Origin of the sequence: Streptomyces sp. 2114.4 (assembly GCF_900187385.1) — a bacterium.
GTDB lineage: Bacteria > Actinomycetota > Actinomycetes > Streptomycetales > Streptomycetaceae > Streptomyces > Streptomyces mooreae.
Map to the genome: position 1 here is coordinate 5,717,174 of NZ_FYEY01000001.1, position 26,029 is coordinate 5,743,202.

General features: G+C 71.5%; 22 protein-coding genes. 16 read left to right on the plus strand and 6 right to left on the minus strand.

The features are described from left to right. Positions 1–568: 568 nt before the first annotated feature. From gdhA to CFW40_RS25345, 13 genes are all read left to right on the plus strand, one after another. On the plus strand, positions 569–1,945 hold the full coding sequence (gene gdhA / locus CFW40_RS25285; protein ID WP_176956391.1) for an NADP-specific glutamate dehydrogenase: 1,377 nt from the start codon (positions 569–571) through the stop codon (positions 1,943–1,945). A gap of 128 nt (positions 1,946–2,073) precedes the next feature. After that, on the plus strand, positions 2,074–2,616 hold the full coding sequence (locus CFW40_RS25290) for a TIGR00730 family Rossman fold protein (RefSeq protein WP_088800188.1): 543 nt from the start codon (positions 2,074–2,076) through the stop codon (positions 2,614–2,616). Between the two features lie 45 nt (positions 2,617–2,661). Then, on the plus strand, positions 2,662–3,351 hold the full coding sequence (locus tag CFW40_RS25295) for an SDR family oxidoreductase (protein ID WP_088800189.1): 690 nt from the start codon (positions 2,662–2,664) through the stop codon (positions 3,349–3,351). Between the two features lie 189 nt (positions 3,352–3,540). Beyond that, complete coding sequence (locus tag CFW40_RS25300; protein ID WP_371127179.1) at positions 3,541–4,497, plus strand: methionine synthase; 957 nt, start codon at positions 3,541–3,543, stop codon at positions 4,495–4,497. A 31-nt stretch (positions 4,498–4,528) separates the two neighbouring features. Then, positions 4,529–6,745, plus strand: coding sequence for an NAD-dependent DNA ligase LigA (ligA, locus tag CFW40_RS25305; RefSeq protein ID WP_088800191.1), 2,217 nt, complete (start codon positions 4,529–4,531; stop codon positions 6,743–6,745). Positions 6,746–6,901: 156 nt separating this feature from the next. Beyond that, positions 6,902–9,010, plus strand: a complete 2,109-nt coding sequence (locus CFW40_RS25310; protein WP_088800192.1) for a bifunctional diguanylate cyclase/phosphodiesterase — start codon at positions 6,902–6,904, stop codon at positions 9,008–9,010. 107 nt (positions 9,011–9,117) lie between these two features. Continuing rightward, positions 9,118–9,348, plus strand: coding sequence for a hypothetical protein (locus CFW40_RS25315; protein WP_088800193.1), 231 nt, complete (start codon positions 9,118–9,120; stop codon positions 9,346–9,348). Between the two features lie 133 nt (positions 9,349–9,481). Then, a complete protein-coding gene (locus CFW40_RS25320) occupies positions 9,482–10,291 on the plus strand; it encodes a class I SAM-dependent methyltransferase (protein ID WP_088800194.1) in 810 nt (269 codons plus the stop codon). A gap of 259 nt (positions 10,292–10,550) precedes the next feature. Further along, on the plus strand, positions 10,551–10,847 hold the full coding sequence (gatC, locus tag CFW40_RS25325) for an Asp-tRNA(Asn)/Glu-tRNA(Gln) amidotransferase subunit GatC (protein WP_033266824.1): 297 nt from the start codon (positions 10,551–10,553) through the stop codon (positions 10,845–10,847). Positions 10,848–10,945: 98 nt separating this feature from the next. Continuing rightward, the gene (gene gatA / locus CFW40_RS25330) at positions 10,946–12,439 is read left to right on the plus strand and encodes an Asp-tRNA(Asn)/Glu-tRNA(Gln) amidotransferase subunit GatA (RefSeq protein WP_088800195.1); all 1,494 of its coding nucleotides are present in this window, start codon (positions 10,946–10,948) and stop codon (positions 12,437–12,439) included. A 5-nt stretch (positions 12,440–12,444) separates the two neighbouring features. Continuing rightward, entirely contained in the window at positions 12,445–12,678 is a 234-nt protein-coding gene (locus tag CFW40_RS25335; RefSeq protein WP_030087700.1) for a hypothetical protein, read from the plus strand. A 16-nt stretch (positions 12,679–12,694) separates the two neighbouring features. Then, positions 12,695–14,203, plus strand: coding sequence for an Asp-tRNA(Asn)/Glu-tRNA(Gln) amidotransferase subunit GatB (gatB, locus tag CFW40_RS25340; protein ID WP_088800196.1), 1,509 nt, complete (start codon positions 12,695–12,697; stop codon positions 14,201–14,203). Positions 14,204–14,467: 264 nt separating this feature from the next. Further along, complete coding sequence (locus CFW40_RS25345; protein ID WP_088800197.1) at positions 14,468–15,370, plus strand: LLM class F420-dependent oxidoreductase; 903 nt, start codon at positions 14,468–14,470, stop codon at positions 15,368–15,370. Between the two features lie 39 nt (positions 15,371–15,409). Here CFW40_RS25345 and CFW40_RS25350 read toward each other — a convergent pair whose 3' ends face one another. Then, a complete protein-coding gene (locus CFW40_RS25350; protein ID WP_088800198.1) occupies positions 15,410–16,255 on the minus strand; it encodes a hypothetical protein in 846 nt (281 codons plus the stop codon). Between the two features lie 286 nt (positions 16,256–16,541). On the opposite strand from CFW40_RS25350, the gene CFW40_RS25355 reads away from it, so the two are divergent. Together CFW40_RS25355 and CFW40_RS25360 are read left to right on the plus strand one after the other, a co-directional pair. Then, positions 16,542–18,260: a N,N-dimethylformamidase beta subunit family domain-containing protein gene (locus CFW40_RS25355; RefSeq protein ID WP_176956390.1), complete on the plus strand. Its 1,719-nt coding sequence runs from the start codon at positions 16,542–16,544 to the stop codon at positions 18,258–18,260. 393 nt (positions 18,261–18,653) lie between these two features. After that, positions 18,654–20,309: an alpha/beta fold hydrolase gene (locus tag CFW40_RS25360; RefSeq protein WP_088800199.1), complete on the plus strand. Its 1,656-nt coding sequence runs from the start codon at positions 18,654–18,656 to the stop codon at positions 20,307–20,309. A gap of 44 nt (positions 20,310–20,353) precedes the next feature. Here the strand turns inward: CFW40_RS25360 and CFW40_RS25365 are convergent, their stop codons facing one another. Genes CFW40_RS25365 through CFW40_RS25375 form a run of 3 tightly spaced genes read right to left on the minus strand, consistent with a single transcriptional unit; the run spans position 20,354 to position 22,460 of the window. Continuing rightward, the gene (locus CFW40_RS25365) at positions 20,354–21,358 is read right to left on the minus strand and encodes an aldo/keto reductase (RefSeq protein WP_088800200.1); all 1,005 of its coding nucleotides are present in this window, start codon (positions 21,356–21,358) and stop codon (positions 20,354–20,356) included. A 17-nt stretch (positions 21,359–21,375) separates the two neighbouring features. Next, positions 21,376–21,639, minus strand: coding sequence for a DUF397 domain-containing protein (locus CFW40_RS25370; protein WP_088800201.1), 264 nt, complete (start codon positions 21,637–21,639; stop codon positions 21,376–21,378). Next, positions 21,636–22,460, minus strand: a complete 825-nt coding sequence (locus tag CFW40_RS25375) for a helix-turn-helix transcriptional regulator (protein WP_088800202.1) — start codon at positions 22,458–22,460, stop codon at positions 21,636–21,638. The genes CFW40_RS25370 and CFW40_RS25375 overlap by 4 nt, the downstream gene beginning before the upstream one ends. Before the next feature lie 113 nt (positions 22,461–22,573). Here CFW40_RS25375 and CFW40_RS25380 point away from each other — a divergent pair, with 113 nt between their 5' ends. Next, positions 22,574–23,053, plus strand: a complete 480-nt coding sequence (locus CFW40_RS25380) for an ATP-binding protein (RefSeq protein WP_088800203.1) — start codon at positions 22,574–22,576, stop codon at positions 23,051–23,053. On the opposite strand, the gene CFW40_RS25385 is transcribed toward CFW40_RS25380, so the two are convergent. Both CFW40_RS25385 and CFW40_RS25390 read right to left on the minus strand, forming a co-directional pair. Beyond that, complete coding sequence (locus CFW40_RS25385) at positions 23,038–24,777, minus strand: chitinase (RefSeq protein WP_256331295.1); 1,740 nt, start codon at positions 24,775–24,777, stop codon at positions 23,038–23,040. The two genes, CFW40_RS25380 and CFW40_RS25385, sit on opposite strands and share 16 nt — an antisense overlap. A 155-nt stretch (positions 24,778–24,932) precedes the next feature. Beyond that, positions 24,933–25,949, minus strand: a complete 1,017-nt coding sequence (locus CFW40_RS25390; protein ID WP_088800204.1) for a DMT family transporter — start codon at positions 25,947–25,949, stop codon at positions 24,933–24,935. Positions 25,950–26,029: the final 80 nt, after the last annotated feature.

A 26,029-nucleotide genomic window follows, 5' to 3' on the forward strand; every position in this document is an offset into this window, starting at 1 on the left:
GCATCTTCCGCCGGGCCGGGGCGTCCCGGGGACGGGCCGGCCGGGACCAGCCGCATCACGGGGGTGGGCTGGACCCGGCCGGCCGGTGAGCCGGCCGGTGCTTACGGGGGCGGTGAGGGGCGTGACGGAAATGACGGGCATTGTCCGGTACATCGAGGTCCGTGTAGGGGTGGGTGGGGTCCTCGGGGCTGGTGAGCCGCTAAGCGTTGGTCCACCGGTCAACTGTGAGGTGTTGCACAGCGCCTGCCGCGGCGGGGGCCCGCGGCGCGAGGAGTGCCGGCAGATGGGCTGCTCCTGGTGCTCTGACCTGCGGGTATAAGGCGGGGGAGAGGCACGCCCGGGGCGTCAGCGGGTTGGCGGGATTGCGTAAGGGAACGGCGTGTCGCGCATCCCACAGTCGATCGACGGGATGCCGCCCATAAAGTCGGCAACGCGACGGGACGTCAAAGGTTGCCGGGTCGAGGAGTGGTGACGATAAGGACTCACAAGGAGTTGTTGCACTTGTGAGGGCTCGTCAGGGTCCGGACCGCAGACGGCCCCTCCGCGGCCACGAAGGGAACGGAAGTCAATGTCGACTGTTCAATCTGAGGTCAATCCCGGCATTCGTCGGACCGGGCCGGCATCTCTGTACGCCGAGCTGGTCCGGCGCAACCCCGGGGAGCCCGAGTTCCACCAGGCGGCTCTCGAGGTGCTGGAGACGCTGGCCCCCGTGCTGACGGCCCGCCCGGAGTTCGCCGAGGCGAAGATCCTGGAGCGGATCTGCGAGCCGGAGCGGCAGATCATGTTCCGGGTCCCCTGGCAGGACGATTCCGGAGCGATTCACGTCAACCGGGGATTCCGGGTGGAATTCAACAGCGCGCTCGGCCCGTACAAGGGCGGTCTGCGCTTTCATTCGTCCGTGAATCTGGGAATCGTGAAGTTTCTCGGTTTCGAGCAGATCTTCAAGAATTCCCTGACCGGACTGAACATCGGCGGCGGCAAGGGCGGCAGCGACTTCGATCCGCATGGCAAGTCGGACGCCGAGGTCATGCGCTTCTGCCAGTCGTTCATGACGGAGCTGCACCGTCATCTCGGCGAGCACACGGACGTACCGGCGGGCGACATCGGCGTCGGCGGCCGGGAGATCGGCTACCTCTTCGGCCAGTACCGGCGGATCACCAACCGCTGGGAGCCCGGTGTGCTGACCGGCAAGGGGCTGGCCTGGGGCGGTTCCAAGGCCCGCACGGAGGCCACCGGCTACGGCAATGTGCTGTTCACCGAGCAGATGCTCAAGCAGCGCGGCGAGGAGCTGGACGGGCAGCAGGTGGTGGTCTCCGGGTCCGGCAATGTCGCGATCTACACCATCGAGAAGGCGCAGGCGCTCGGCGCCCACGTGCTGACCTGCTCGGACTCCGGCGGCTATGTCGTCGACGAGAAGGGCATCGACCTGGCGCTGCTGCGGCAGATCAAGGAGGTCGAGCGCGGCCGGATCAGCGAGTACGCCGAGCGGCGCGGGGTGTCCGCCAAGTACGTGCCCGGTGGGCGGGTGTGGGACGTCGCGTGTGACGTGGCGCTGCCGTCGGCGACCCAGAACGAGCTGGACGAGGACGCCGCCCGGATCCTGGTCCGCAACGGCGTCAAGGCGGTCTCCGAGGGCGCCAACATGCCGACCACCCCGGCGGCGGTGACGCTGCTCAAGGAGGCCGGGGTGGCCTTCGGTCCCGGAAAGGCCGCCAATGCGGGCGGTGTGGCGACCAGCGCGCTGGAGATGCGGCAGAACTCCTCGCGCGAGGCATGGTCCTTCGAGCGCACGGAGGGCGAGCTCGCGACGATCATGCGCTCGATCCACCACCGCTGCTACGAGACCGCGGAGCGGTTCGGGCTGCCCGGTGACTACGTCGCGGGCGCCAATATCGCCGGCTTCGAGCGGGTCGCCGACGCGATGCTGGACCAGGGGCTGATCTAGCGGGAGGGCACGGGCGGCGGGGCGGCCTGCACCAGCACCGCCCCGCCGCCCGGCCCGTGCCTACCGGGCCGCCCGCCCTGGCCGACCGGCCCGGTAACGCCCCGCGGCCCCGCTCGTAAGGTGACCGCATGAATATCTGCGTCTTCTGCTCCGCCGCCGACCTCGACGACCGTTATGTCACCCCGTCCCGCCAGTTCGCCGAGCTGATCGGCAAGGGCGGGCATGCGCTGGTCTGGGGCGGTTCGGACACCGGCCTGATGAAGGTCATGGCCGACGGGGTGCAGGACGCCGGGGGCAAGCTGATCGGCGTCTCCGTGGAGTTCCTGGCGCACAAGGCCCGCGAGGGCGCCGATGAGATGGTCGTCACCAAGGACCTCGCCGAGCGCAAGGCACAGATGCTGGCGCGCGCCGACGCCGTCGTCGTGATGGTCGGCGGCACGGGCACGCTGGACGAGGCCACCGAGATCCTGGAGCTGCGCAAGCACGGGATGCACACCAAGCCGGTGGTGCTGCTGAACACCGCCGGTTTCTACGACGGGTTGAAGGAACAGTTCCAGCGGATGGAGGCGGAGGGGTTCCTGCCGATCCCGCTCACCGACCTCGTCTTCTTCGCGGCGGACGGCGTCGGCGCGCTGGCCTACCTGGAGGAGAAGGCGGGCATGGTCGCCTGACCGGCGCGCTCCGCGTCCCCGTCGCCGCTCGTTAGGATCGGCCCCATGGGTACGCACTTGATCACGGGCGCAGGGTCGGGCATCGGAGCGGCGGTCGCACGGCGGCTCGCAGCGCGCGGGGAGGACCTGTGGCTGCTGGCGCGCAACGCGGTGCGGGCCAAGGAGCTGGCCGCGCAGTTCCCCGGCGCCCGCACGCTCGTCGGTGACCTCGCCCTGCCCGAGAAGCTGTCCTGGGCGTTCGGACAGCAGCCGCTGCCGGACCGGATCGACTCCCTGGTGCACAGCGCGGGCGTCATCGAGCTGGGCGCGGTCGGCGATCTGCCGGCCAAGGCCTGGCAGCGGCAGCTCGCCGCCAACCTGGTCGCGCCCGCCGAGCTCACCCGGCTGCTGCTGCCGCTGGTACGGGTCGCCCAGGGGCATGTCGTCTTCGTCAACTCCGGCGCCGGACTCCATGCGAACCCCCAGTGGGGCGCGTACGCGGCGAGCAAGCACGGCCTGAAGGCGCTGGCGGACTCGCTGCGGGCGGAGGAGCACGGCAACGGCGTCCGGGTGACCTCGGTCTACCCGGGGCGGACGGCCACGCCGATGCAGGAGAGCACCCACCAGCAGGAGGGCAAGGAGTACGACGCGTCCCGCTGGATCGACCCGGAGTCGGTCGCCACGGCCATCCTCACGGCCGTCGATCTGCCGCGGGACGCGGAGATCAACGATGTGTCGGTGCGGCCCGGCCGGTAACAGCGTGCGCGCAGGCTTCGCCCGGCCGTCCGCCGCGCGGGAGCCGGGCCGCGTGGCGCCCGGTCCCGTACCGCCGTCCGCCGCGCACACCTGGCGCACCCCGCCCGCCGGGCCGCCGCATACCCTGCCTGGGTGAGCGAGAACAGCACGCAGAAGTGGGCCGCGGGCGCGGCGACCGGGATCGGGTCGATGCCGGGCGGTGACGCGCGGGAAGCGGCGAAGACGGTCACCGGATCACTGGAGGGCTTCCCGTACCTGCCGGAGCTCCCGGCCCGGGGGCCCGGCGCCGACATGATCGGGCGGACCCTGGGGATGCTCGTCGAGGTCTACGGCCATGTGGAGCCCAGCGGCTGGCGGATCAGCGACCGGCCGGGCCGCGACACCCGGCGCGCCCACTCCTGGCTCGGGGAAGACCTCGACGCCCTGGAGGAGTTCACCCAGGGCTACGAGGGCCCGCTGAAGGTCTCCGCGGTCGGCCCGTGGACCCTGGCCACCGCCCTGGAAACGCGCAACGGAGAGGCGGCCCTCGGCGATCCCGGGGCCTGCCGGGACCTGGCGGCGTCCCTGGCGGAGGGGCTGCGCGGGCACCTTGCGGACGTACGGCGGCGGGTGCCGGGGGCCCAGGTCGTGCTCCAGCTCGACGAGCCCTCGCTGACGGCGGTGCTCCGGGGACAGGTGAAGACCGCGAGCGGCTACCGCACCCACCGTGCCGTGGACCGGGCGGTGGTCGAGGGCGCGCTTCGTGATCTTGTCGCGGTGGCGGAGGGCGGCCCCGTGGTCGTCCACTCGTGCGCCCCCGAGGTGCCGTTCGGGCTGCTGCGGCGGGCCGGTGTCACGGGCATCTCGTTCGATTTCTCCCTGCTCACCGAGCGTGAGGAAGAAGCGGTCGGCGAGGCCGTCGAGGGCGGTACGGCGCTGTTCGCGGGCGTGGTGCCGGGCGTGGACAGCCGATTGTCAGACCCTGCCGGTAGCGTCATGGGTGTCAGGACGCTGTGGCGCAGGCTGGGGCTGACGCCGGGGACTCTGAGCGAGTCCGTGGTGATCACTCCCGCGTGCGGGCTCGCGGGCGCTTCGCCTGCTTATGCCCGTTCGGCCCTCGCCCACTGCGTCCGGGCGGCGAGATCACTCGCAGACAACCCTGAGTGACCGCACTCAAGGACCACGGGAGGACAAGACGGTGGCTGGCGAACAGCACGCAGCTCAATCCGACGTGCCCGCGGCGGCGCGGGAGAAGCACGCGCAGCTCGCTGAGCAGATCGAGGAGCACCGCTTCCGGTATTACGTGAAGGACGCCCCGGTCGTCAGCGACGCGGAGTTCGACAGGCTGCTGCGTTCCCTGGAGGCGCTGGAGGACGAGCACCCCGAGCTGCGCACCCCCGATTCACCGACCCAGAAGGTCGCCGGGGCGTACGCCACGGAGTTCACCGAGGTCGAACACCGCGAACGGATGCTGTCGCTCGACAACGCCTTCGACAGCGAGGAGTTGGCGGGCTGGGCCGAGCGGATCGCCGGTGAGCTGGGCGGCGACCCCCGGAGCGCCGGATACCACTTCCTGTGCGAGCTGAAGGTCGACGGCCTCGCGGTCAACCTCACCTACGAACACGGCCGGCTGACCCGCGCCGCCACCCGCGGCGACGGCCGTACGGGCGAGGACATCACGCCCAACGTCCGGACCATCGGCGAGATCCCGCACCGTCTCCAGGGCGACCGGATCCCGGATCTGGTCGAGGTGCGCGGGGAGGTCTACTTCCCGATGGAGAAGTTCCTGGAGCTCAACGAGCGGCTGGTGGCCGAGGGCAAGCCGCCGTTCGCCAACCCCCGTAACGCCGCGGCCGGTTCGCTGCGCCAGAAGGACCCCAAGGTCACGGCCGTGCGCCCGCTGCACATGGTCGTCCACGGCATCGGCGCCCGCGAAGGCCTGGAGATCGACCGCCAGTCGGAGGCCTACGACCTGCTCAAGGGCTGGGGCCTGCCGACGGCCACGCACAACGAGGTCGTCGACTCCCTGGCGGCGGTACGCGAGTTCATCGCCCGCTACGGCGACGCCGAGACCCGCCGTACGGCCGTCGAGCACGAGATCGACGGTGTGGTGGTCAAGCTGGACGAGATCCGGCTGCAGGGGCGGCTGGGATCGACTTCGCGGGCGCCGCGCTGGGCGATCGCCTGGAAGTACCCGCCGGAGGAGGTCAACACCAAGCTCGTCGACATCCGTGTCGGCGTCGGCCGTACGGGGCGGGTCACCCCGTATGCCGTGGTCGAGCCGGTGACGGTGGCCGGCTCGGAGGTGGAGTTCGCCACCCTGCACAACCAGGACGTGGTCAAGGCCAAGGGCGTGTTCATCGGGGACACCGTCGTGATCCGCAAGGCCGGCGATGTCATTCCGGAGATCCTGGGCCCGGTCGTCGATCTGCGGGACGGCAGCGAGCGGGAGTTCGTGATGCCGGCCGAGTGCCCCGAGTGCGGGACGGCGCTGCAGCCCGCCAAGGAAGGCGATATCGACCTGCGGTGTCCCAACGCCCGTGCCTGCCCTGCCCAGATCCGCGAGCGGCTATTCTATCTGGCTGGCCGTAAATGCCTGGACATCGAGAACTTCGGCTATGTCGCGGCGACGGCGCTCAGCCAGCCGCTGGAGCCCGCCGAGCCCCCGCTGAAGGACGAGGGCGATCTTTTCGGCCTCTCCATCGAGCAGCTGCTGCCCATCAAGTCGTACGTCCTCGACCCCGACTCCGGTCTGCCCAAGCGCGATCCGAAGACCGGCCAGGAGAAGGTCGTCACCTTCTTCGCCAACCAGAAGGGCGAGCCGAAGAAGAACGCCCTGGCCATGCTGGAGAACATCCAGGCGGCCAAGGAGCGCCCGCTGGCCCGGATCATCACGGGCCTGTCGATCCGGCATGTGGGCCCGGTGGCGGCCGAGGCGCTGGCGCGGGAGTTCCGCTCGATCGACCGCATCCGGGACGCGGACGAGACGGAGCTGGCCGCCGTCGACGGTGTCGGAGCCACCATCGCCGCCTCGTTGAAGCAGTGGTTCGCCGTGGACTGGCACCAGCAGATCATCGAGAGCTGGCGGGCCGCCGGCGTCCGGATGGAGGAGGAGCAGACGGGTGAGGAGGGCCCGCGTCCCCTCGAAGGCGTCACCGTCGTCGTAACGGGCACACTTCAGTCACACACCAGAGATGGCGCGAAAGAGGCCCTACAGAACCTCGGAGCGAAGGTGACCGGTTCCGTTTCGAAGAAGACCGGATTCGTAGTGGTGGGCGACAACCCTGGTTCGAAGTACGACAAGGCCATGCAGTTGAAGGTCCCCGTGCTGGACGATGATGGCTTCGCGGTGCTGCTGGAGCAGGGTCCTGACGCAGCGCGAGCGGTAGCTGTCACTCCGCCTGAGGAGGAGTGAGGTGTCACCCCATCGGCGCATACCAGATTGATCCGCGACGCCGGGTCGCATTCGGGCAACCGTCGTCGATCGCTGCCCGTGGCGGCCTTCCGCGGCCTACTGTTGAGGAGTGCGCCTGCCGTGGCGCGGGCACAGCCGGCTGTGAGAGGGATCGGAATGAAACCGACCGACAGCGCCGCTCCGGCGTCGCGGCTCCGGCGGCTCGTCGTGCCCGCGCTGCCCGCGACCATCGTCCTCGTGGCGGGCCTCGCGCTCGCCACGGGCGTCCTCGTCACCCTCGGCAAAGGTGACGCGCTGTTCCCCGGCGCCTCCATAGGCTGGTCGCTGGCGATCCTCACCGGCGTCATCGTCGGCCATCTGGTCGCCCTCGGCCGGGACCGCTGGTGGGGCGGCACGGGCTCCGGCGCCGCCCTGTCCCTGGCCGTCCTGCTGCTCTACGGCTGGGTGCCCGCCACCCTCGTCAGCCTCTCCGTCGTCGTCCTGGTCGGCGCCGCCCGGCGTAATCGCTGGCGACAGGCCGTGGTGCACGGTGCCGTGGACATCCTCGGCATCGGCGCCGCGGCGCTCGGCCTCGCCGCGTTCGGCGTGGTCTCCAGCGTCCGCCACCCCTGGGCCCCGCCGGCCTGGAACCTCGCCGTCCTCCCCGAAGTCGTCGTCACCGCCGCCGGCTACCTCTTCGTCAGCCGCGGACTCCTGTGGGTCAGCCTCGCCCCGCGCACCGGCCAGCTGCCCGCCATCCCCCGAACGGCCGTACTGCGCCAGGCGCTCGTCGGCATCGCCCTGCTCGGCATCTCCCCGCTGATCGCCGTCTGCGCCCTCCACGCCCCTCTGCTGCTGCCGCTGTTCGCGGTCCCGCTCATCGCGCTGGACTCCACCCTCTGGATAGCCCGCGCCCGCGCCGAGGAGCAGTTGCGCGACCCGCTCACCGGCCTGCCCAACCGCCAGTGGCTGCTGGAGCGCACCTGGACCGCGCTGGACGACGCCGAGCGCGTCGGCTCCCGCTCGGCGCTGGTCCTCATCGACCTGGACCGCTTCCGCTCCGTCAACGACACCCTCGGCCACCTGGCGGGCGACCGCCTGCTGCTGCAGATCGCCGACCGCCTGCGGCACGCCCTGCCGCGCGGCGCCGAGGCGGCCCGGCTCGGCGGCGACGAGTTCGCCGTCCTGCTGCCCACCACCGACTCCCTCACCAGCTCCCAGCGGGTGGCCCGCTCACTCGTCGCCGCCCTCGGTTCCCCGCTGGACCTCGACGGCCTGACCCTCGTGCTCGAAGCCAGCGCGGGGGTCGCCGTCTTCCCCGACCACGCCCTCGACGCCGAAGGGCTGCTGCGCCGCGCCGACGTGGCCATGTACCAGGCCAAGCGCGACCGCAGCGGGGTCGAGCTCTACGAGGCCAAGCGGGACGGCAACACCCCCGACCGCCTCGGCCTGTTGGGCGATCTGCGCCGCGCCCTGGACGCCGGCGACGTCGAGCTGCACTACCAGCCCAAGGTCGGCTTCGACGGACACGTCGCCGGGCTGGAGGCACTGGTCCGCTGGGTGCATCCGGACCGCGGCCGGGTGCCACCCGACGAATTCATCGCCATCGCCGAGTCCTCCGGGCTGATGCCCCGGCTGACGGAGTACGTCCTCGAAACGGCGCTCGCCCAGGTGGCGCGCTGGCGCGCGATGGGCCTGGAGGTTCCGGTCGCCGTCAATGTCTCCCCGCGCGATGTGCACTCCCCGGGCTTCGCCGGAGCGGTCGCCGCCCGGCTCGCCCGGCATCGCGTCCCACCCGGCGCCCTCCAACTGGAGATCACCGAACACGTCCTGCTGGAGGACCCGCAGCGGGCCGCCGACACCCTCGCCGGGCTCACCGCGCACGGCGTGAAGATGTCGCTCGACGACTTCGGCACCGGCTACTCCTCCCTCGTCCATCTGCGGCGGCTCCCGGTGAGCGAGCTGAAGATCGACCGCTCCTTCGTGGCCCGGCTCGCCGTCGACACCGAGGACGCCGAGATCGTCCGCTGCACCCTCGATCTCGCCCACTCCCTCGGCCTCCTGGTCGTCGCCGAGGGCGTCGAGGACGACGAGACCTGGGAGCGGCTGCGCGACCTCGGCTGTGATGCCGTACAGGGCTGGCTGGTGGCCGCCGCGATGCCACCGGACGAGACCACGGCATGGCTGAGAGCCCGCGGCGAGCGCGGCTGGCAGCGTGCATCGGAGAAGGCCGCCCTGGCGGCGGAGAAGGCCGCCGAGCGCCCTTCGGGACAGGTCTTGAACTGACCCGGCCACCGGCCGTCCCGTGTCCCCGTTCCGAAGAACCTGCACAGACACCCTCAGCAGTGGTCCGGCCCGATGAACCGGGGCCGTCGGACAGCGGAGAGGCCGGCGTGTCCGGCGTGTCCGGCCACAGCGATGCGGCGGGCCGCGGCGAGGTGTCCGCCGGCAGTGATGCGCCGGGCGACGGCGAGGTATCCGCCGGCAGTGATGCGCCCGGCGACGGCGAGGCGGCCGTCGGCAGTGATGCGTCAGGCACGAGTGACGCATCCGGTCAACACCTTCCCCTTCCCCCTGATGAGGCCGAGGCGGCGGAGGAGGCGGACGAGCCGTCCGGGCCGTAGCCTACCCAGGCGTCCCAGGCGTCCCAGGCGTCCCAGGTGCCTCTGGCGCCCCCGGCGGTGGTCCCCGCGCTGGTCCCCGCGCGAGAGCGACAACTCCCCTCGCACCGCGGTTCGGTCATGGCATGATCGGCGTATGGGCCAGGGCAACGAGTACCTTCTGGACAACCGGCAGGCCGAGGCGGGCACCCGCTTCGACGCGCTGGCCGCGCTCTTCGACGCCTCGACGTTCCGGCACTTCGAGAAGGCCGGGATCGACGAGGGGTGGCGGTGCTGGGAGGTGGGTGCCGGCGGGCCGACCGTCGCCGCGTGGCTCGCCGAGCGCACCGGGCCCCGCGGGCGCGTGCTCGCCACCGACATCGACGTGTCCTGGGCCGGAACGGCCGCCGCTGACGGAGTCGAAGTGCTCCGCCACGACATCGCCCGCGACGAGCCCCCGGCCGGTTCCTTCGACCTGATCCACGCCCGCCTCGTCCTGGTCCACGTGACCGACCGCGATGCCGCGCTGCGCACCATGGTCCGGGCGCTGCGCCCCGGCGGCCGGCTGCTGATCGAGGACGCCGACCCCGGCCTGCAGCCGCTGGCCTGCCCCGACGAGTACGGCCCCGAGCAGGAGCTCGCCAACCGGCTGCGCAGCGGCTTCCGTCAGCTGCTGCAGCAGCGCGGCGCCGATCTCGCCTACGGGCGCAAGCTGCCGCGGCTGCTGCGCGAGGCCGGTCTCACCGACGTCGAGGCCGACGCCTACTTCCCGCTCGCCTCGCCCGCGTGCGATGCCCTCGAAGCGGCCACGGTCCGCCAGGTGCGCGACAAGCTCACCGCGGCGGGCCTCGCCACGGACGACGAGATCGAGCAGCACCTAGCCAACATCGCGGCCGGACGCCTCGACCTCGCCACCTCACCGATGATCTCGGCCTGGGGCCGCCGGCCCGTGGAAGACACCCCCTAGCCACACCGCGCCGGCCCCTCCTCCCGGCCCCCTGCCCGGGTGGGGCGTCCCGGCGCGCCCAGGGCCGCGTCGCCCTCCGCGGAGGGTGAAACCGCCCCCGGTCCGGCGCTCACCGCCGCTCCCGGCGAAACGGTTTCGCGGCAGCTCTTGCGTACGCCATAGGATTGGGCCGGAAAAGTTCACAGGAGCATTCGACGAGAAGACTCCGCCTGGACTCTCCGCCCGGAACACTCCGCCCAGAACACCAGAGGATCGCTGCATGCCTGGCATCACGCGCGAGGAGGTCGCCCACCTCGCCCGGCTGGCACGTCTGGAGCTGAAGGCAGAAGAGCTCGACCACTTCGCCACGCAGCTCGACGACATCATCGGCGCGGTCGCCCGCGTCTCCGAGGTCGCCGACCAAGACGTACCGCCGACCTCCCACCCGCTGCCCCTGACCAACGTCATGCGGCCGGACGAGGTCCGTCCGTCGCTGACCCCCGAGCAGGCGCTCTCCGGCGCCCCGGCCCAGGAGCAGCAGCGTTTCAAGGTGCCGCAGATCCTGGGGGAGGAGTGACCGTGAGTGACGCGCGCGCGGCCGCCGGGCCGCACCCGACCGCGAAAGCCGCACCTCTGCGCCGCGCGGGCGGAGAAGCGAACGAAGAAGCAAGGGCCATGGCAGACCTGATCAAGCTCACCGCCGCCGAGATCGCGGCGAAGATCGCCGCCGGCGAGGTCACCGCCGTCGAGGTGACCGAGGCCCACCTGGCGCGCATCGAGGCCGTTGACGAGAAGGTGCATGCCTTCCTGCACGTCGACCGCGAGGGCGCGCTCGCCCAGGCCCGTGCCGTCGACGAGAAGCGCGCCCGCGGCGAAAAGCTCGGTCCGCTGGCCGGCGTCCCGCTCGCGCTCAAGGACATCTTCACGACGGAGGGGGTCCCCACCACCGTCGGCTCGAAGATCCTCGAAGGCTGGCTCCCGCCGTACGACGCGACGCTGACCAAGAAGCTCAAGGCCGCCGACGTCGTCATCCTCGGCAAGACCAACATGGACGAGTTCGCCATGGGGTCCTCCACCGAGAACAGCGCCTACGGCCCGACCGGCAACCCCTGGGACCTCACCAAGATCCCCGGCGGCTCCGGCGGCGGCTCCAGCGCCGCCCTCGCCTCCTACGAGGCCCCGCTCGCCATCGGCACGGACACCGGCGGCTCCATCCGCCAGCCCGCCTCCGTCACCGGCACGGTCGGCGTCAAGCCCACCTACGGCGGCGTCTCCCGCTACGGCATGGTGGCCTTCTCCAGCTCCCTGGACCAGGGCGGCCCCTGCGCCCGTACGGTCCTGGACGCGGCGCTGCTCCACGAGGTGATCGCCGGCCACGACCCGCTGGACTCCACCTCCATCGACGCGCCGGTCCCGCCGGTCGTCGAGGCCGCCCGCAACGGCAGCGTCGAGGGCATGCGCGTCGGCGTCGTCAAGCAGTTCCGCGGCGAGGGCTACCAGGCCGGTGTCATCCAGCGCTTCGACGAGTCCGTCGAGCTGCTGAAGGAGCTGGGCGCCGAGATCGTCGAGCTGGACTGCCCGTCCTTCGACCTGGCGCTGTCCGCGTACTACCTGATCGCGCCGTCGGAGTGCTCCTCCAACCTGGCCCGCTTCGACGCCATGCGCTACGGCCTGCGGGTCGGCGACGACGGCACCAAGTCCGCCGAGGACGTCACGGCCCTGACCCGCGAGGCCGGCTTCGGCCCCGAGGTCAAGCGCCGGATCATGCTCGGCACGTACGCGCTCAGCTCCGGCTACTACGACGCGTACTACGGCTCCGCCCAGAAGGTGCGGACGCTGATCACCCGCGACTTCGAGAAGGCCTTCGAACAGGTCGACGTGATCGTTTCGCCGACCACGCCGACCACCGCCTTCCCGATCGGCGAGCGCGCCGACGACCCGATGGCGATGTACCTCGCCGACCTGTGCACGATCCCCACCAACCTGGCAGGCAACGCGGCGATGTCGCTGCCCTGCGGCCTGGCGCCCGAGGACGGGATGCCGGTGGGCCTGCAGATCATCGCTCCTGCCATGGCCGACGACCGGCTCTACAAGGTCGGTGCCGCGGTCGAGACCGCGTTCACCGCCAAGTGGGGTCACCCGCTGCTCGAGGAGGCACCTGCACTGTGAGCGCCATGACCAAGAAGGCCAAGAACTTCAAGAAGTCCAAGGGCGGCCTGTACCTGTCGATCGGCAGCACCGCGTTCGGCGCCCTCAGCGTCGCGAAGCAGGCCAAGCTGGCCCGTCAGGAGAACGACACGCTCCGCCTGATCGACGCCGCCGTCTCGGCCGCGGCGATCGTCACCGGCCTGGCGATCCTCTACCGCGAACTGAAGCGCCTGGGCGACGACGACGTCCTGCTGGGCTGAGAGGGAAAGTTTCACCGTGACTGTCACTGACCTGGTGTCGTACGAGGACGCCCTCGCGGCGTACGACCCCGTCATGGGCCTGGAGGTCCATGTCGAGCTCGGCACCAAGACCAAGATGTTCTGCGGGTGTTCCACCACCCTGGGCGCGGACGCCAATGCGCAGACCTGCCCCACCTGCCTCGGCCTGCCCGGCTCGCTGCCGGTCGTCAACGCGATCGGCGTCGAGTCCGCGATCAAGATCGGCCTGGCGCTGAACTGCTCCATCGCCGAATGGTGCCGTTTCGCCCGGAAGAACTACTTCTATCCGGACATGCCGAAGAACTTCCAGACCTCCCAGTACGACGAGCCGATCGCCTTCGACGGCTACCTCGACGTACAGCTGGCGGACGGGGAGATCTTCCGGGTGCACATCGAGCGTGCCCACATGGAGGAGGACACCGGCAAGTCCACCCACATCGGCGGTGCCACCGGCCGTATCCACGGCGCCCGGCACTCCCTCCTGGACTACAACCGCGCCGGTATCCCGCTCATCGAGATCGTCACCAAGCCCATCGAGGGCGCGGGCGAGCGGGCCCCCGAGGTCGCCAAGGCGTACGTCGCCGAGCTGCGCGAGCTCATCAAGGCGCTGGGCGTCTCCGAGGCCCGGATGGAGCAGGGCCAGATGCGCTGCGACGTGAACCTGTCGCTGCGTCCCCAGGGCACCGAGACGTTCGGTACCCGGTCGGAGACCAAGAACGTCAACTCCCTGCGCTCCGTCGAGCGCGCGGCCCGGTTCGAGATCCAGCGGCACGCCGCGGTGCTCTCCTCCGGCGGCACGGTCGTCCAGGAGACCCGGCACTTCCACGAGGAGGACGGCTCGACCACGGCCGGCCGCATCAAGGACAACGCCGAGGACTACCGCTACTTCCCCGAGCCGGACCTGGTGCCGGTGGCCCCCTCCCGCGAGTGGGTCGAGGAACTGCGGGCTGCCCTGCCCGAGCTGCCGCGGGTGCGCCGCAACCGGCTGCGCGAGGAGTGGGGCATCTCCGAGCACGACATGCAGTCGATCCTCAACGCGGGCGCGGTCGACCTGATCACCGCCACCGTCGACGCCGGTGCGGACTCCGCCTCGGCCCGTAAGTGGTGGATGGGCGAGCTGGCCCGCCGCGCCAACGAGGACGGCGTGGACCTGGCCGTCCTGCCGATCACCCCCGAGCAGGTCGCCCGGGTCACCGCGCTGGTGGCCGACGGCTCGCTCAACGACAAGCTGGCCCGCCAGACCATCGAGGGCGTGCTGGCCGGCGAGGGCGACCCGGACACCGTCGTCGAGAAGCGCGGCCTGAAGGTCGTCTCCGACGAGGGCGCCCTCGGCACCGCCGTCGACGAGGCCATCGCCGGCAACGCCGCCATCGCCGACAAGATCCGCGGCGGCAAGGTGGCCGCGGCCGGCGCCCTGGTCGGCGCGGTCATGAAGGCCACCCGGGGCCAGGCGGACGCGGCCCGCGTCCGTGAGCTGATCCTGGAGAAGCTGGGCGTCGAGGGCTGACGTCCCCCCGTCCGGCAGCGCTGAGCGGCCGTCCTCCCGAGAGCGACTTCTCGGGAGGACGGCCGCTTCGTCGTACGGCCCGGCCGATGGGCCCCCTGATCGGCCCAGCCGATGGGCCCACCCGGCTGACCCGCCCGTTCGGCCCGGCCGCCCGGCCCGGGAATGCCGGAGCCTGCCGCCATGCTGTGATCAAGGAGAGGCCCCTCCGCCGTCCGAGGAAGAGGACGAGGACGGGGCATCACCCTTGGACCAGTTGGAGGAACGGTGCAGCACGAATCCCTCGCCGCGCGGATCGGCCGGGTCGGCGTCTGGCACGGCGGGCTCGGCGGGGTGCCGGCCGCCGCCGCGCGCCGGGCGGCGACCGAGATCGAGCAACTGGGGTACGGCGCCCTGTGGTTCGGCGAGACGCCGGCGACCGAGTCGATGAGCCTGGCCGGTCTGCTGCTGGCCGCCACCGAACGGATCACGGTCGCCACCGGCATCGCCAACATCTGGGTCAGGGACGCGTCCGCCGCGCACGCCGCCGCCCAGACCCTGGCCGAGGCGTACGACGGACGGTTCGTCCTCGGCCTGGGCGCGAGCCACGCCCCGCTGGTGGATGCGCGCGGCCACAGCTACGCCAAGCCGCTCGCGGCGATGCGGGCCTACCTCGACGCGATGGACGGGGCCCCGTACGACGGCCCGACGGCCGATACGGCACCGGGCCGGGTACTGGCGGCGCTCGGCCCCAAGATGCTGGAGCTGGCACGCGACCGGACGGACGGCGCCCACCCGTACTTCGTCACCCCCGAACACACCGCCCGCGCCCGCGAAGTCCTCGGCACCGGCCCGCTGCTCGCACCGGAACAGGCCGTGCTGCTGGAATCCGACCCCACGACGGCCCGCGCCCTGGCCCGTGAACACCACACGCGTTTCTATCTCCAGCTGCCGAACTACACCGGCAATCTGCGACGGCTCGGCTTCGGGGACGAGGACTTCCTCGGCGGCGGCAGCGACCGGCTGGTGGACGCGATCGTGGCATGGGGCGACGCGGACACCATCCGCCGGCGGATCGCCGAACACCACGAGGCCGGAGCGGACCATGTCGCCCTCCAGCCCGTGGCGGCGGACCGGGGGCTGGGGATCGACCAACTACGGGAACTGGCGCCGGCGTTGACCGAATCCTGACGCCGCTGCGACGCGCGGTGAGTGGGGGCTTCCTCCTCCTCAGGTGGTGGCACCCGTGGCCGGCTGCTGGGGTGGGGTGTCCTTGTGGCTGATCGCCAGGTAGGCCACGAGGAGCACGATGGGCACGATGAGTGCCAGCGTGACCGGACCCGTCCCCCAGCCGAGGCCGCCGCGAGCGGTGGAGACGCCCATCCAGTCGGCGAAGGAGGCCCCTAGCGGGCGGGTCAGCACGTACGCCCACCAGAAGGCGGCGACGGCATTGAGGCCGAGGAAGCGACCGGACAGTGCGGGGACCGCGATGAGGGCGGTGAACAGGAGGCCGGACGGGAGATATCCCCAGTGCAGGGTGCCCGCCGTGAGGTCGCCGACCGCCGTACCGAGGGCGAACGTGGCGAGCACCGTCGCCCAGTAGAAGGACTCTCGGCGACGGGTACGGACACTGTGGATGGACAGCGTCCCCTCGGACACGTACCAGGCGGTCAGGAGCGCGGCCAGGCCGAGGGAGAAGGCGATGACCGAGACCGTGTAGGGGATGCCGGCCATGACGTGCACGACATCGGCGGCCATCGTGCCGAAGACGCTGACCATCACGATGGCGGACCAGTAGACCCAGGGCCGGTAGCGGGTGGCCCGGAACTGGAGGACCAGCAGGGCCACCAGCCCGGCCAGTCCGAGGCTGCCGGCCGGTATCGGGCCGAGCGTCCGGGCGAGGTAGTCCGAGGCCGTCTCGCCCATGCCCGTGGTGAGTACCTTCACTCCCCAGAACAGGGCTGTGACCTGCGGGACCTTGCTCCAGCCCGGTCCGTGTCCACCCTCGGGCGCGGGAGCGCGGGACCAGTCCCCGCCCACGGGCCGTGCCGGCGCCTCGTTGCTCGGCTGTGCCATCGTCCTGTCCGCCCTCCCGGCGCGGTTGCGCCGTGTCGGCAACCATGTGCATGCCGGGCATCGTTCAGCCGACCACGCATGGTCGGTGGTCCTGCCCGGCTTTCGTCTACAAGACTGTAGACGATCGTGTGAAGCGGGGCGGGGCGGGGTGGGTGAGCCGTGGCCGCCTCCGGTCCGTGGCACGGCGCCGTACCCGCATTGGGCCTCCCGGGGTCGTCCGGTGGCGCGGGTCGGCGGATGATCGTCCCGACGGCTCGACGGGAAGGGGGCGCACGGGAGCGAAGCGATGGGTGACGACCTCCAGCACGGTGAGCAGCGCCGGCACGGTGAGCAGTGCCAGGGCGGCGCGGAATGCGGCGAGGCGGGTGGCCCCGAGGCGGGTGGCCCCGAGGCGGGTGGCCCCGAGGGCGCCGGCAGCCCCGGCGCCCCCGGCGGCCTCGCGCGCAGGCGGTTCCTCGGGGTCGCCGCCATGGGGGCCGCCGGTCTCGCCACGGGGGTGGTCGCCGGCTGTGACGCCACGTCCGGCAACAGCCCCCGGGCCGGCGGCGACCAGCCGGACCTGGCCGCGGAGCGGGACCGGCCGGGGCACCCCGACTGGCGGCTCCGCTCGGCCGGTCCGCCCGATGCCGTCCAGGGCTACACCGACAAGGTGAGCGTCCTGCCCGGCGAGGAGTTCGGACTGTACGTCTCGACCACCGCACCCGGCTTCCGTGTCTCCGCCTACCGGGTGGGCTGGTACCGCGGGGCCCGGGCCCGGCGGGTCTGGCACTCCGGCCGGGTGGCCGGACGGCGTCAGCGCCACCCGCGGCTGCTGCCCGGGACCCGCAGCGTACGGGCGGACTGGGAGCGCAGCCTCCGGGTCCGTACGGACGGCTGGCCGCCGGGCGCCTACCTGCTCCGGCTGGACGCGGAGCACGGGCACCAGCGATACGTCCCGATGATCGTCCGCTCGGCCCGCACCACCGGCCGGACGGTGCTGATGCACGCGGTGACGACCTGGCAGGCGTACAACGCGTGGGGCGGCTACAGCCTCTACCGGGGCCCGGACGGCGGGTACGCGTCGCGCTCACTGGCCGTCAGCTTCGACCGGCCCCACGACGGCAACGGCGCGGGGAAGTTCCTGGTCTACGAGTGGGCACTGGTGGTCCTCGCGGAGCGGCTCGGCCTTCCGCTGGCCTACACCACCGGGGTGGACGTCCACCGCGACCCATCGGCGCTGCGGGGTGCCACGGCGGTGCTCTCGCTCGGCCACGACGAGTACTGGACCCCGCAGCAGCGGGAGCACGTCACCCGGGCCCGCGACGCCGGTACCAATCTGGCCTTCCTCGGGGCCAATGCCTGCTTCCGCCGGGTCAGGCTGGAATCGGGACCGGGGCCGGGGGCGGGGCCGGGGTCAGGGCAGGGGCCGGCGTCGTCCGGTGCCCTGCGCACGGTGGTCTGCTACAAGACCTCCTACCGGGACGATCCGCACTTCGCCGGTCAGCACCGGGCCCTGCCGACCCACGACTTCCGCAGGCCGCCCGCCGCCGACCCGGAGTCCGCCCTGACCGGCGTCTTCTACGAGGGTTACCCGACGGATGCGCCCTATGTCGTACACAGCGCGGATCACTGGCTCTTCGCGGGTACGGGCGCGAAGCGGGGCGATGCCTTCGACCACCTGGTCGGGGTGGAGTACGACCGGGTGACCCCACAGGCGCCCACGCCCAAGCGGCTGGAGATCCTTGCCCACTCACCGCTGGTCTGCAACGGCCGGCGCAGCCACGCGGACTCCGCCTACTACACCGTGCCGAGCGGTGCCGGCGTCTTCTCGTCCGGAACGATGCGGTGGGTGGAGGCCCTGATGGCGGGAACGCGCGACGACGGCCGTGACCACGGCATGGACGACCGTACGCGAGCCTTCGTCACCCGCACCACAGAGAACCTGCTCCGCGCTTTCGCCGTGGCGCCCGCGGCGAAGATCCGGCCGGTCCCGCGGAGCAACGTCCTTGCTGTGTACGGGACTTAGGCAGACCCGTACCTGCTCCGGCCGACGGCCGGGAACAGGCGTGGGCTGATCTGTCGGAGGGGTGTTCCCCGTATTTCGGTGCAGGTTGCTGGAGTTGCCCCCACCGAGATCGGGGGGACAGCCGCAGTGAGTACCGGCGTCGGCGTGTCTAGCGTCTGACGGTGTGAAATGTTTACTGAACAGAGCGAAGAAAACACCGGCCGGTGAACGGCGGCCCGCGGAGTGGCGGACGGGACACCAGCCGCCCGGTACGCCGAGGCCCGGCTGCGGATCGGCTGCGGATCGGCAGCGTCACCAAGACCTCTACCACGGGCTGTTCGGCGATAAGCCGGTGTCTGCGCGCCGGCTTGCCGAGAGGGAACGCCCCGGCCGTCACCAGCTCAAGGGGTCCGCGTGATCACCCTCGGCCCGGCCCTGCGCCGCGCCTCCGCGGCGGGCCTCGCCCTCGCCGCCTGCCTGGCTGCTTCCCCCGTGGGGGCCGTGGCCACCACGCCCCCCGCCGCGGACCGCAACCGCGCCGCGGACCACGACCGCGCGGCGACAACCGCCGTAGACGTCTCCGGCCCCGGCCCCGTAGACGGCTCCGTAGACGGCACCGGGACCGGGCTCGACCGCTACTACCGGCAGCACCTCGCCTGGGGCAGCTGTATCAAGGGCCCCGACGACGCGATGGGCCGTGGCCTGGAGAAGGCCGGTGTGCGGTGCGCGGACGTGACCGTGCCACTGGATTACGCCGACCCCCGGGGCCGCACGATCACCGTCGCGATATCCCGGCTCAAGGCCACCGACACCCGCCACCGCATCGGCTCGATGCTCCTCAACAACGGCGGCCCGGGCGGCCCCGCCCTCCAGTCCCCGCCGGACGTCCGCAAAGCGATGAAAGCGGTCGGCCCGCGCTACGACATCATCGGCTTCGACCCGCGCTTCGTCGGACGCAGCACCCCGCTGGACTGCCGTTGGCCCGTCGGCACCAGCGTCCTCTCGGCCGGTCTCAGCCGCGCGAGCTTCGAGCGGCAGGTCACCTTCCAGAAGGGCCTGGCCGACAAGTGCCGGGCCGCCAACGCGTCGGTGCTGCCGCACATCAGCACCCGCAACACGGCTCGCGACATGGACGTCATCCGCGGTGCGCTCGGCGAGCGGAAAATCTCCTACCTGGGCTACTCCTACGGAACCTACCTGGGCACGGTGTACACCCAGCTGTTCCCCGGCCGCTTCGACCGGACCGTACTGGACGGGGCGCTCGCCCCGGACGGCTACGGCCCCCGGTTGCTTCAGGGCGCCGAACCCGAGAACGAGCGGGCGCTCTCCGACTGGGGCGCCTGGGCGGCGCGCCGCAACGCCGCCTACGGCCTCGGCCGCACCCGTGCCGACGTGCTCGCCACGGTCCGCAGCGTCGTCGCGGCGTCCGCGCGCGGTCTGACGGTCGGCACCGCCCCCGAGGTCTTCCGCCTCGACGACACCCAGGTGCCGTCCCTGATCACTGCCGAAATCGCGGATGACAGCGACGCGCAGCGGGCTGCCCTCGGCGAGCACCTGGCCGTACTGGCCAAGGCCGCAGGCGGGCAGCCGACCCGGCTGTCTCCGCAGTTCGCCGCAGCGCTGCGGACCATGCTGAACGGCGAGGACGCGAAATCCGCCGGGGCGCAGTCCGCGATCATCTGCGGGGACAAGCCGGCCCCGCGCGACCCCGAGCGCTACTGGCGGGACATCGAGCGCAGCCGCGCCGAGCACGCGCTCTTCGGCCCGCTGACCAACAACATCGGACCGTGCGCCTTCTGGGACCGGCCGCGCGAGAAGCCCACGCAGGTGCGTCACGACGCTCCGGCGCTGATCGTGGCCGCCACCGGTGACCCGCGCGCCACGTACAAGAACAGTCTCGCTCTGCACGGCCTGTTGCCGAGCTCCCGGCTGATCACCCTCAAGGGCGCCAACCGCCACGGGCTCTACGGCGAGTACGGCAACGCCTGCGTGGACGGCAAGGTCAACCGGTACCTGGCCACCGGCAAGCTGCCGGAAGACGACCAGACCTGCGTCAAGCGGGACGGCTAGCGGCGGTGACGGGCGCGGCCGGGTCCGCCCGGCCGCTTCCCGGTTCAGTGGCCCAGTCGCTCCAGGGCGGCGAGCGGGTAGCGTTCCCCGGCCACCGCGCCGTCGGGCACGGCCGCCCGCAGCCGGGCCGTCTGCTCCGGGGTCAGCGCGATACCGGCCGCCGCGGCGTTCTCGTCCAGATACGTCCGGCGTTTGGTGCCGGGGATCGGGACGATGTCCTCGCCCTGGGCGAGCAGCCAGGCGAGGACGGCCTGCGCCGGGGTGCAGCCGAGGGATCCGGCGGCCGCGCGAACGGCCTGGACCAGGCGCAGATTGCGGTCGATGTTCGCCTCGGAGAACCGCGGCCAACGGCGCCGGGCATCCTCGGCGGTGAGGTCGTCGCGGGACGCCAGTGCACCCGTCAGCATGCCGCGCCCGAGCGGAGAGTAGGCGACGACGCCGATGCCGAGCTCCCGGCAGGTCGCCAGCATCTCGCCCTCCACGACCTCGCGAGTGAAGAGGGAGTACTCCAGTTGTACGGCGCTGATGGGGTGGACGGCGTGCGCCCGGCGCAGCGTCTGCGGACTCACCTCGCTGAGGCCGAGATACCGCACGGTGCCGGCGGCGACCAGCTCGGCCAGGGCACCCACCGTCTCCTCGATGGGGACGGCCGGGTCGCGGCGGTGGAGGTAGTAGAGGTCGATGCGGTCCGTGCCGAGGCGGCGCAGCGAGGCGTGACAGGCCTCGCGCACCCAGGCGGCGGAGGAGTCGACCTCGTTCACCCGCCCGGTCGCGGCGTCGTGCCGCAGCCCGAACTTGGTCGCGACGACCAGCCCGTCCCGCTCCGTCGCCGTGCGGCCGCGCAGCCAGCGGCCGAGGAATTCCTCGTTGGCGCCCCGCCCGTAGGCGTCCGCCGTGTCGAGCAGGGTGACGCCGAGCTCGACCGCCCGGTCAAGGGTCCGCACGGACTCCGCGTCGTCGGGGACGCCGTACGAGGTCGACATCCCCATGCAGCCGAGGCCGAGCGCGGATACGGTCGGGCCGTGGGTGCCGAGCTGCCGGTGCTTCATCGTCACGCTGGGGCCGCTCAGTTGGTGACGTCGGCAAGGAAGGCTGCCCAGGCGGTGGCGCTCAGGGTGAGCACCGGCCCGGTGGGGTTTTTGGAGTCGCGGATGTGTATGGCGTGGGGGCAGGTGGCGACTTCGAGGCAGTCGCCGCCTGCGCTGCCGCTGTGGCTGGACTTGTGCCAGTCGTAGGCGACTTCGATGCAGTTACCGCCTTCGCTGGCGCTGTAGCTGGACTTGAACCAGCTAAGACCGTGAGAGAAGTGCTGGGCTGCTGTGCTGGTCATGGCTCTCCTAGCAAGTCGTCCAGCAGGCTCTTCGTCTCCTCAGGGGTGAGGGCCTGCGACCGCAGCATCCCATATTTCTGTTGGTAACCACTGACCTCGTCCGGATCATCGACGAGGAAGCTGATCCGTTGCGCTTCGATGTAGGCAAGATGCTCGTGTTCGGGTGTCTCCAGCAGGACCAAAGGACCGTCCAAGGAAGCATGGGGACATCGGGCCGTCGGCATGATCTGAAGTCCCAGGAAGGGGAGTTCGGCGCACGACCGGAGATGGCGGAGCTGGGCACTCAGGGTCTTGGGGCCGCCGATCGGCCGGTGGAGTGCGACCTCTTCCAGGATGAAGTTGAGCATGGGACGAGGATTCTCGCGCTCCAGCAGCTTCTGTCGGCTGATGCGTCCGGAGACCCATTCCTCGGTCTGGTCGTTCTCCAGGGGCGGGTAGAGGGAGTCGAATGTTGCCCGTGCGTACGGCTCGGTCTGCAACAGGCCGGGCACCACCTGGTTTTCGTACGACAGCAGCGTCAGCGCCTCCTCCTCGTGCTCCACCAGGTCCTGCACGAACGCGGGCAGCTTCTCCCGCTCCGGGACCTTCGCCACCGCGACCGCTAACGCCCCCTTGGTGCCGAGGACTTCGTCCATCGTCTCGGCCAGGTCGAGCTTCAGCGGTCTGCGGCCCTGCTCGACCGAGCCGATGGTGTCCTCGTGCACTCCCACCCGCTCGGCCAGCATGGGCTGGGTCATGCGGGCGGCCTTCCGGAAGTGACTCAGCTGGGCGCCGATCACATGCCAGGAAGTGATCCTCTTCGGTTTGTTCGCCTGGTGCATGCGCTCTGCCTTCCCCTCCCCGCGAGGGCATGACACCGCCAGAAGTCGTACATCGCATCCGTACGACCTGACGCTGTGGACCAGCATAGTCACGCACTGTGACAGTGGCGGTTATGCACAAGGAGATCCGGGCGCTCTGCGCCCGTACGGCGTTCTACCGGCGCGAGCGCCGATCCGTCCTGCGGGCGCGGGAGTTCGCGCGTACCGCCCTCACCGACTGGGGCCTGGACCACCTCGCGGACGACGTCCTGTTGTGCGTGAGCGAGCTGGCCACGAACGCCCTGCTGCACGGCGTTCCGCCCGGCCGTGGGTACCGGTTGTGCCTGTCGCTGGACGAGAGCGGGCTGCTGCGTGTCGAGGTGCACGACAGCGGTGCCGGGGAGCCGCGGCTGCCCGTGTCGCTGCCGTGCGACGGTGGCGAGGGCGAGTGCGAGTCCGGGCGGGGGCTGTTGCTGGTGTCCGCGCTCGCCGACGCGTGGGGCATCGGCGAGCGCGTGCCGGGGAAGATCGTGTGGTGCGAGTTCCGCTGCTACGGCAAGGGCTACGGCAAGGGTTGCAGCGAGGGCTGTGGCACGAACTACGGCAAGTCGTGAACGTGCGGGCCGACCGCGTTCGACCAGGCGTTGCCGTTTGCCGCGTCCCAGTTGGTCGACCAGGTCATGGCGCCCCGGATTCCTGGGTAGGTCCTGGCAGGTTTGAAGGAGCCGCAGCTGGTGCCCCGGGCGAGGCAGTCCAGGGCGGCGTTGACGACGGACGGGGCGACATAGCCGCTGCCCGCGCCGCGGGTGGAGGCGGGCAGGCCCAGGCCCACCTGGGAGGGGTCGAGGCCGCCTTCGAGCTGGATGCAGGCCAGGGCGGTGAGGAAGTCGACGGTGCCCTGGGAGTAGACCTTGCCGTCGCAGCCGAGCATGGAACCGCTGTTGTAGTACTGCATGTTCACGACGGTGAGGATGTCCTTGACGTTCAGCGCCGTTTGGAAGTAGCCGCCCGAGGTGGACTGCATGTCGAGGGTCTGGGGAGCCATGGTGAGGACGAGCCTGCCGCCCGCCTTCTGGGAGAGCGAGCGCAGTGCCTGGCTCATGTAGGTGGGGTTGAGGCCGTTTTCGAGGTCGATGTCGACGCCGTCGAAGCCGTACTGCTGCATGAGGGTGTGGAGGCTGGTGGCGAAGTTGGCGGCCGAGGCGGCGTCGTTGACGGAGACGGTGCCCCGTTCGCCGCCGACGGAGAGGATCACCGACTTCCCGGCCGCCTGCTTGGCCTTGATGTCGGCCTTGAACTGGTCGACGGTGTAGCCGCCCAGGCCGGCCGAGTCGAGGGTGAAGGTGACGGCACCGGGCGTGGTGGTGGCGTCGGCGAAGGCGACCGCGATGATGTCGTACTGGCCGGGCACGTCACTGAGTTTCTGGACGGTGGCGCCGTTGTTGAAGTTCTGCCAGTAGCCGGTGACCGCGTGTTTGGGGACCGTGGGGGTGCCGCCGCTGCCGGAGGGGGCGGTGGTGGCCGTGATCTCGGCCGAGCGGGCCGATTCGCCGGCCGCGTTGGTGGCCGTGACCTGGAAGCGGTAGGCGGTGGCGGGGGCCAGGCCCGTGACGGTCGCCGAAGTTCCGGTCGCCGTCCCGTACTTGGTGCCGTCGCGGTAGACGGTGTAGCCGGTGGCGCCGGAGACCTGGTTCCAGGACAGGGTTACGGAGGACGAGGTCACCGCGTGAGCGGTGAGTCCGCCGGGGGTGGCCGGGGCCTGTGGCCCGGGGTCGGTGCCGCCCCCGCCGTCGGGGCCGAGGACGCTGAAGTCGTCGGCGAGGTAAGCGGGTTGGCCGTACCAGCCGTGGGTGTAGACGGTGACGGAGGTCGTCGTGGGGCCCGTGGTGAAGGAGGTGCTGAGCTGCTGCCAGTCGGTGGCGGACGGGGTCCAGGTGGAGACGTCCGTGGTGCCGGTGCCGGAGGCGCCCAGGTAGACGTAGGAGCCCTGGACGTACGCGCTGAGCCGGTAGGCCGAGCCGGGCTTGACGGCGACGGTCTGGGAGCAGGTGGCGTTGTCGGAGGGGGTGGGGGTCGCCTTGAGGGCGCCGGTGCCGCTGTGGACGGGGGAGCCGATGGTGCTGCCGCTGCCTGCCGAACAGGTCCAGTTGCTCAGGCCGGACTCGAAGCCGGCGTTCCTGGCGGCGTTGACATCGGCCGCGGCGGCCGGGGTGGAGCCGGAGAGGGTGGCCGCCACGGCGGCGAGGGCCGTCAGTGCCGCGGCGAGGAGGCGTCTGTGGCGGGCGGGGCGAGTAGGGCGGGTGCGGCCGGTGGGGCGAGTATGTGCGGTACGAGGCATGACTGTCTCCGGTGTCGAGGGGGGAACACGGGGAGAACTGCAGCAAGACGGTGGCCACCGCTTCTGGGCTCAGAATGGTTCAGACCAATAGGACGGTCAAGAGGTCTGGCGTGGTGGGGACTTGGGAAACGTTCGTGGCGGACAGGGGTACCCGGTCACAGGGGCGGTGTCCCCTGCGCCGCCGCGCCCGCCGGTTGCGAGGCCGGGGTGGCCTCCGGGGACCCGCCCTCCGGACGCTCCGGCCCGCCCTCCGCCGTGGCCGCCGGTGCCGCCGCCTGCCGGCCCCAGGCCGTACCGACGAGGATCAGGACCGCCCCGGCCGCGCCGAGCGGGCCGGGCCGGTCCCCGCCGGCGACGACGCCGATCACGGCCGCCCAGAGCGGTTCGGTGCCCAGCAGCAGGCTCACGCGGGAGGGCGAGGTGCGGCGCACCGCCCACATCTGCACGAAGAAGGCGAAGAGGGTGCACATCAGCGCCAGGTGGAGGAGCGCGGCCCACTGCTGCGGGGAGTAGGCGGCCGCGACCTCCGCCGGTGAGACGCCGGCGAAGGGCGACGCGAGCGCGAAGACGGCGATGGCGCCGGTGAACTGGACCACCGTCAGCGCCCCGGAGTCGGTCGAACGGACCGTCTTCATACGGCCCGTGGCCATCACGTACACGGTGCGGGCGACGGCCGCGAGCAGCATCAGGAGATCGCCGGACGACGGCGTGGTGAACCCCGGCCCCTGGGTCAGCAGGGCCACACCGGTCACGGACAGTGCCGCCGCGCCGAGGAACGCCCCGGTGGGGCGGGTGCGGGTCGCCACGGCCTCCGCGAGCGGGGTGAAGATCATGGTCAGGCTGATGATGAGGCCCGCGTTGGTCGCCGAGGTGTGCACCACCCCGAACGTCTCCAGCAGCAGGACGCCGGACAGGAGCATGCCGAGAAGCACGCCCGCGCAGGTCTCCCGGGCGCTGAGCCGGCCGATCGCGCGGCCCGCGACCACCGCCATCACCGGCGCGGCCACCACGAACCGCAGCAGGAGCAGGGCGATGACGGTGGCTGTGGTGGCCAGTTCCTTGGCGGCCAGGTAGCTGGAGCCCCAGACGACGGCTACCAGGACGACCGGCAGATCGATGAGCCAGAGGGGCCGGTTGCCGGGGCGGGCGGTGCCGGAGGTCAGGGGGGTCATGGTGCGCGGGGTCCTTGTCCGATCTTTGTCCGATGAGTGCGGCCGTACGGCGGGGGAGGCCGTCGGGTCGTGAAGGCCAG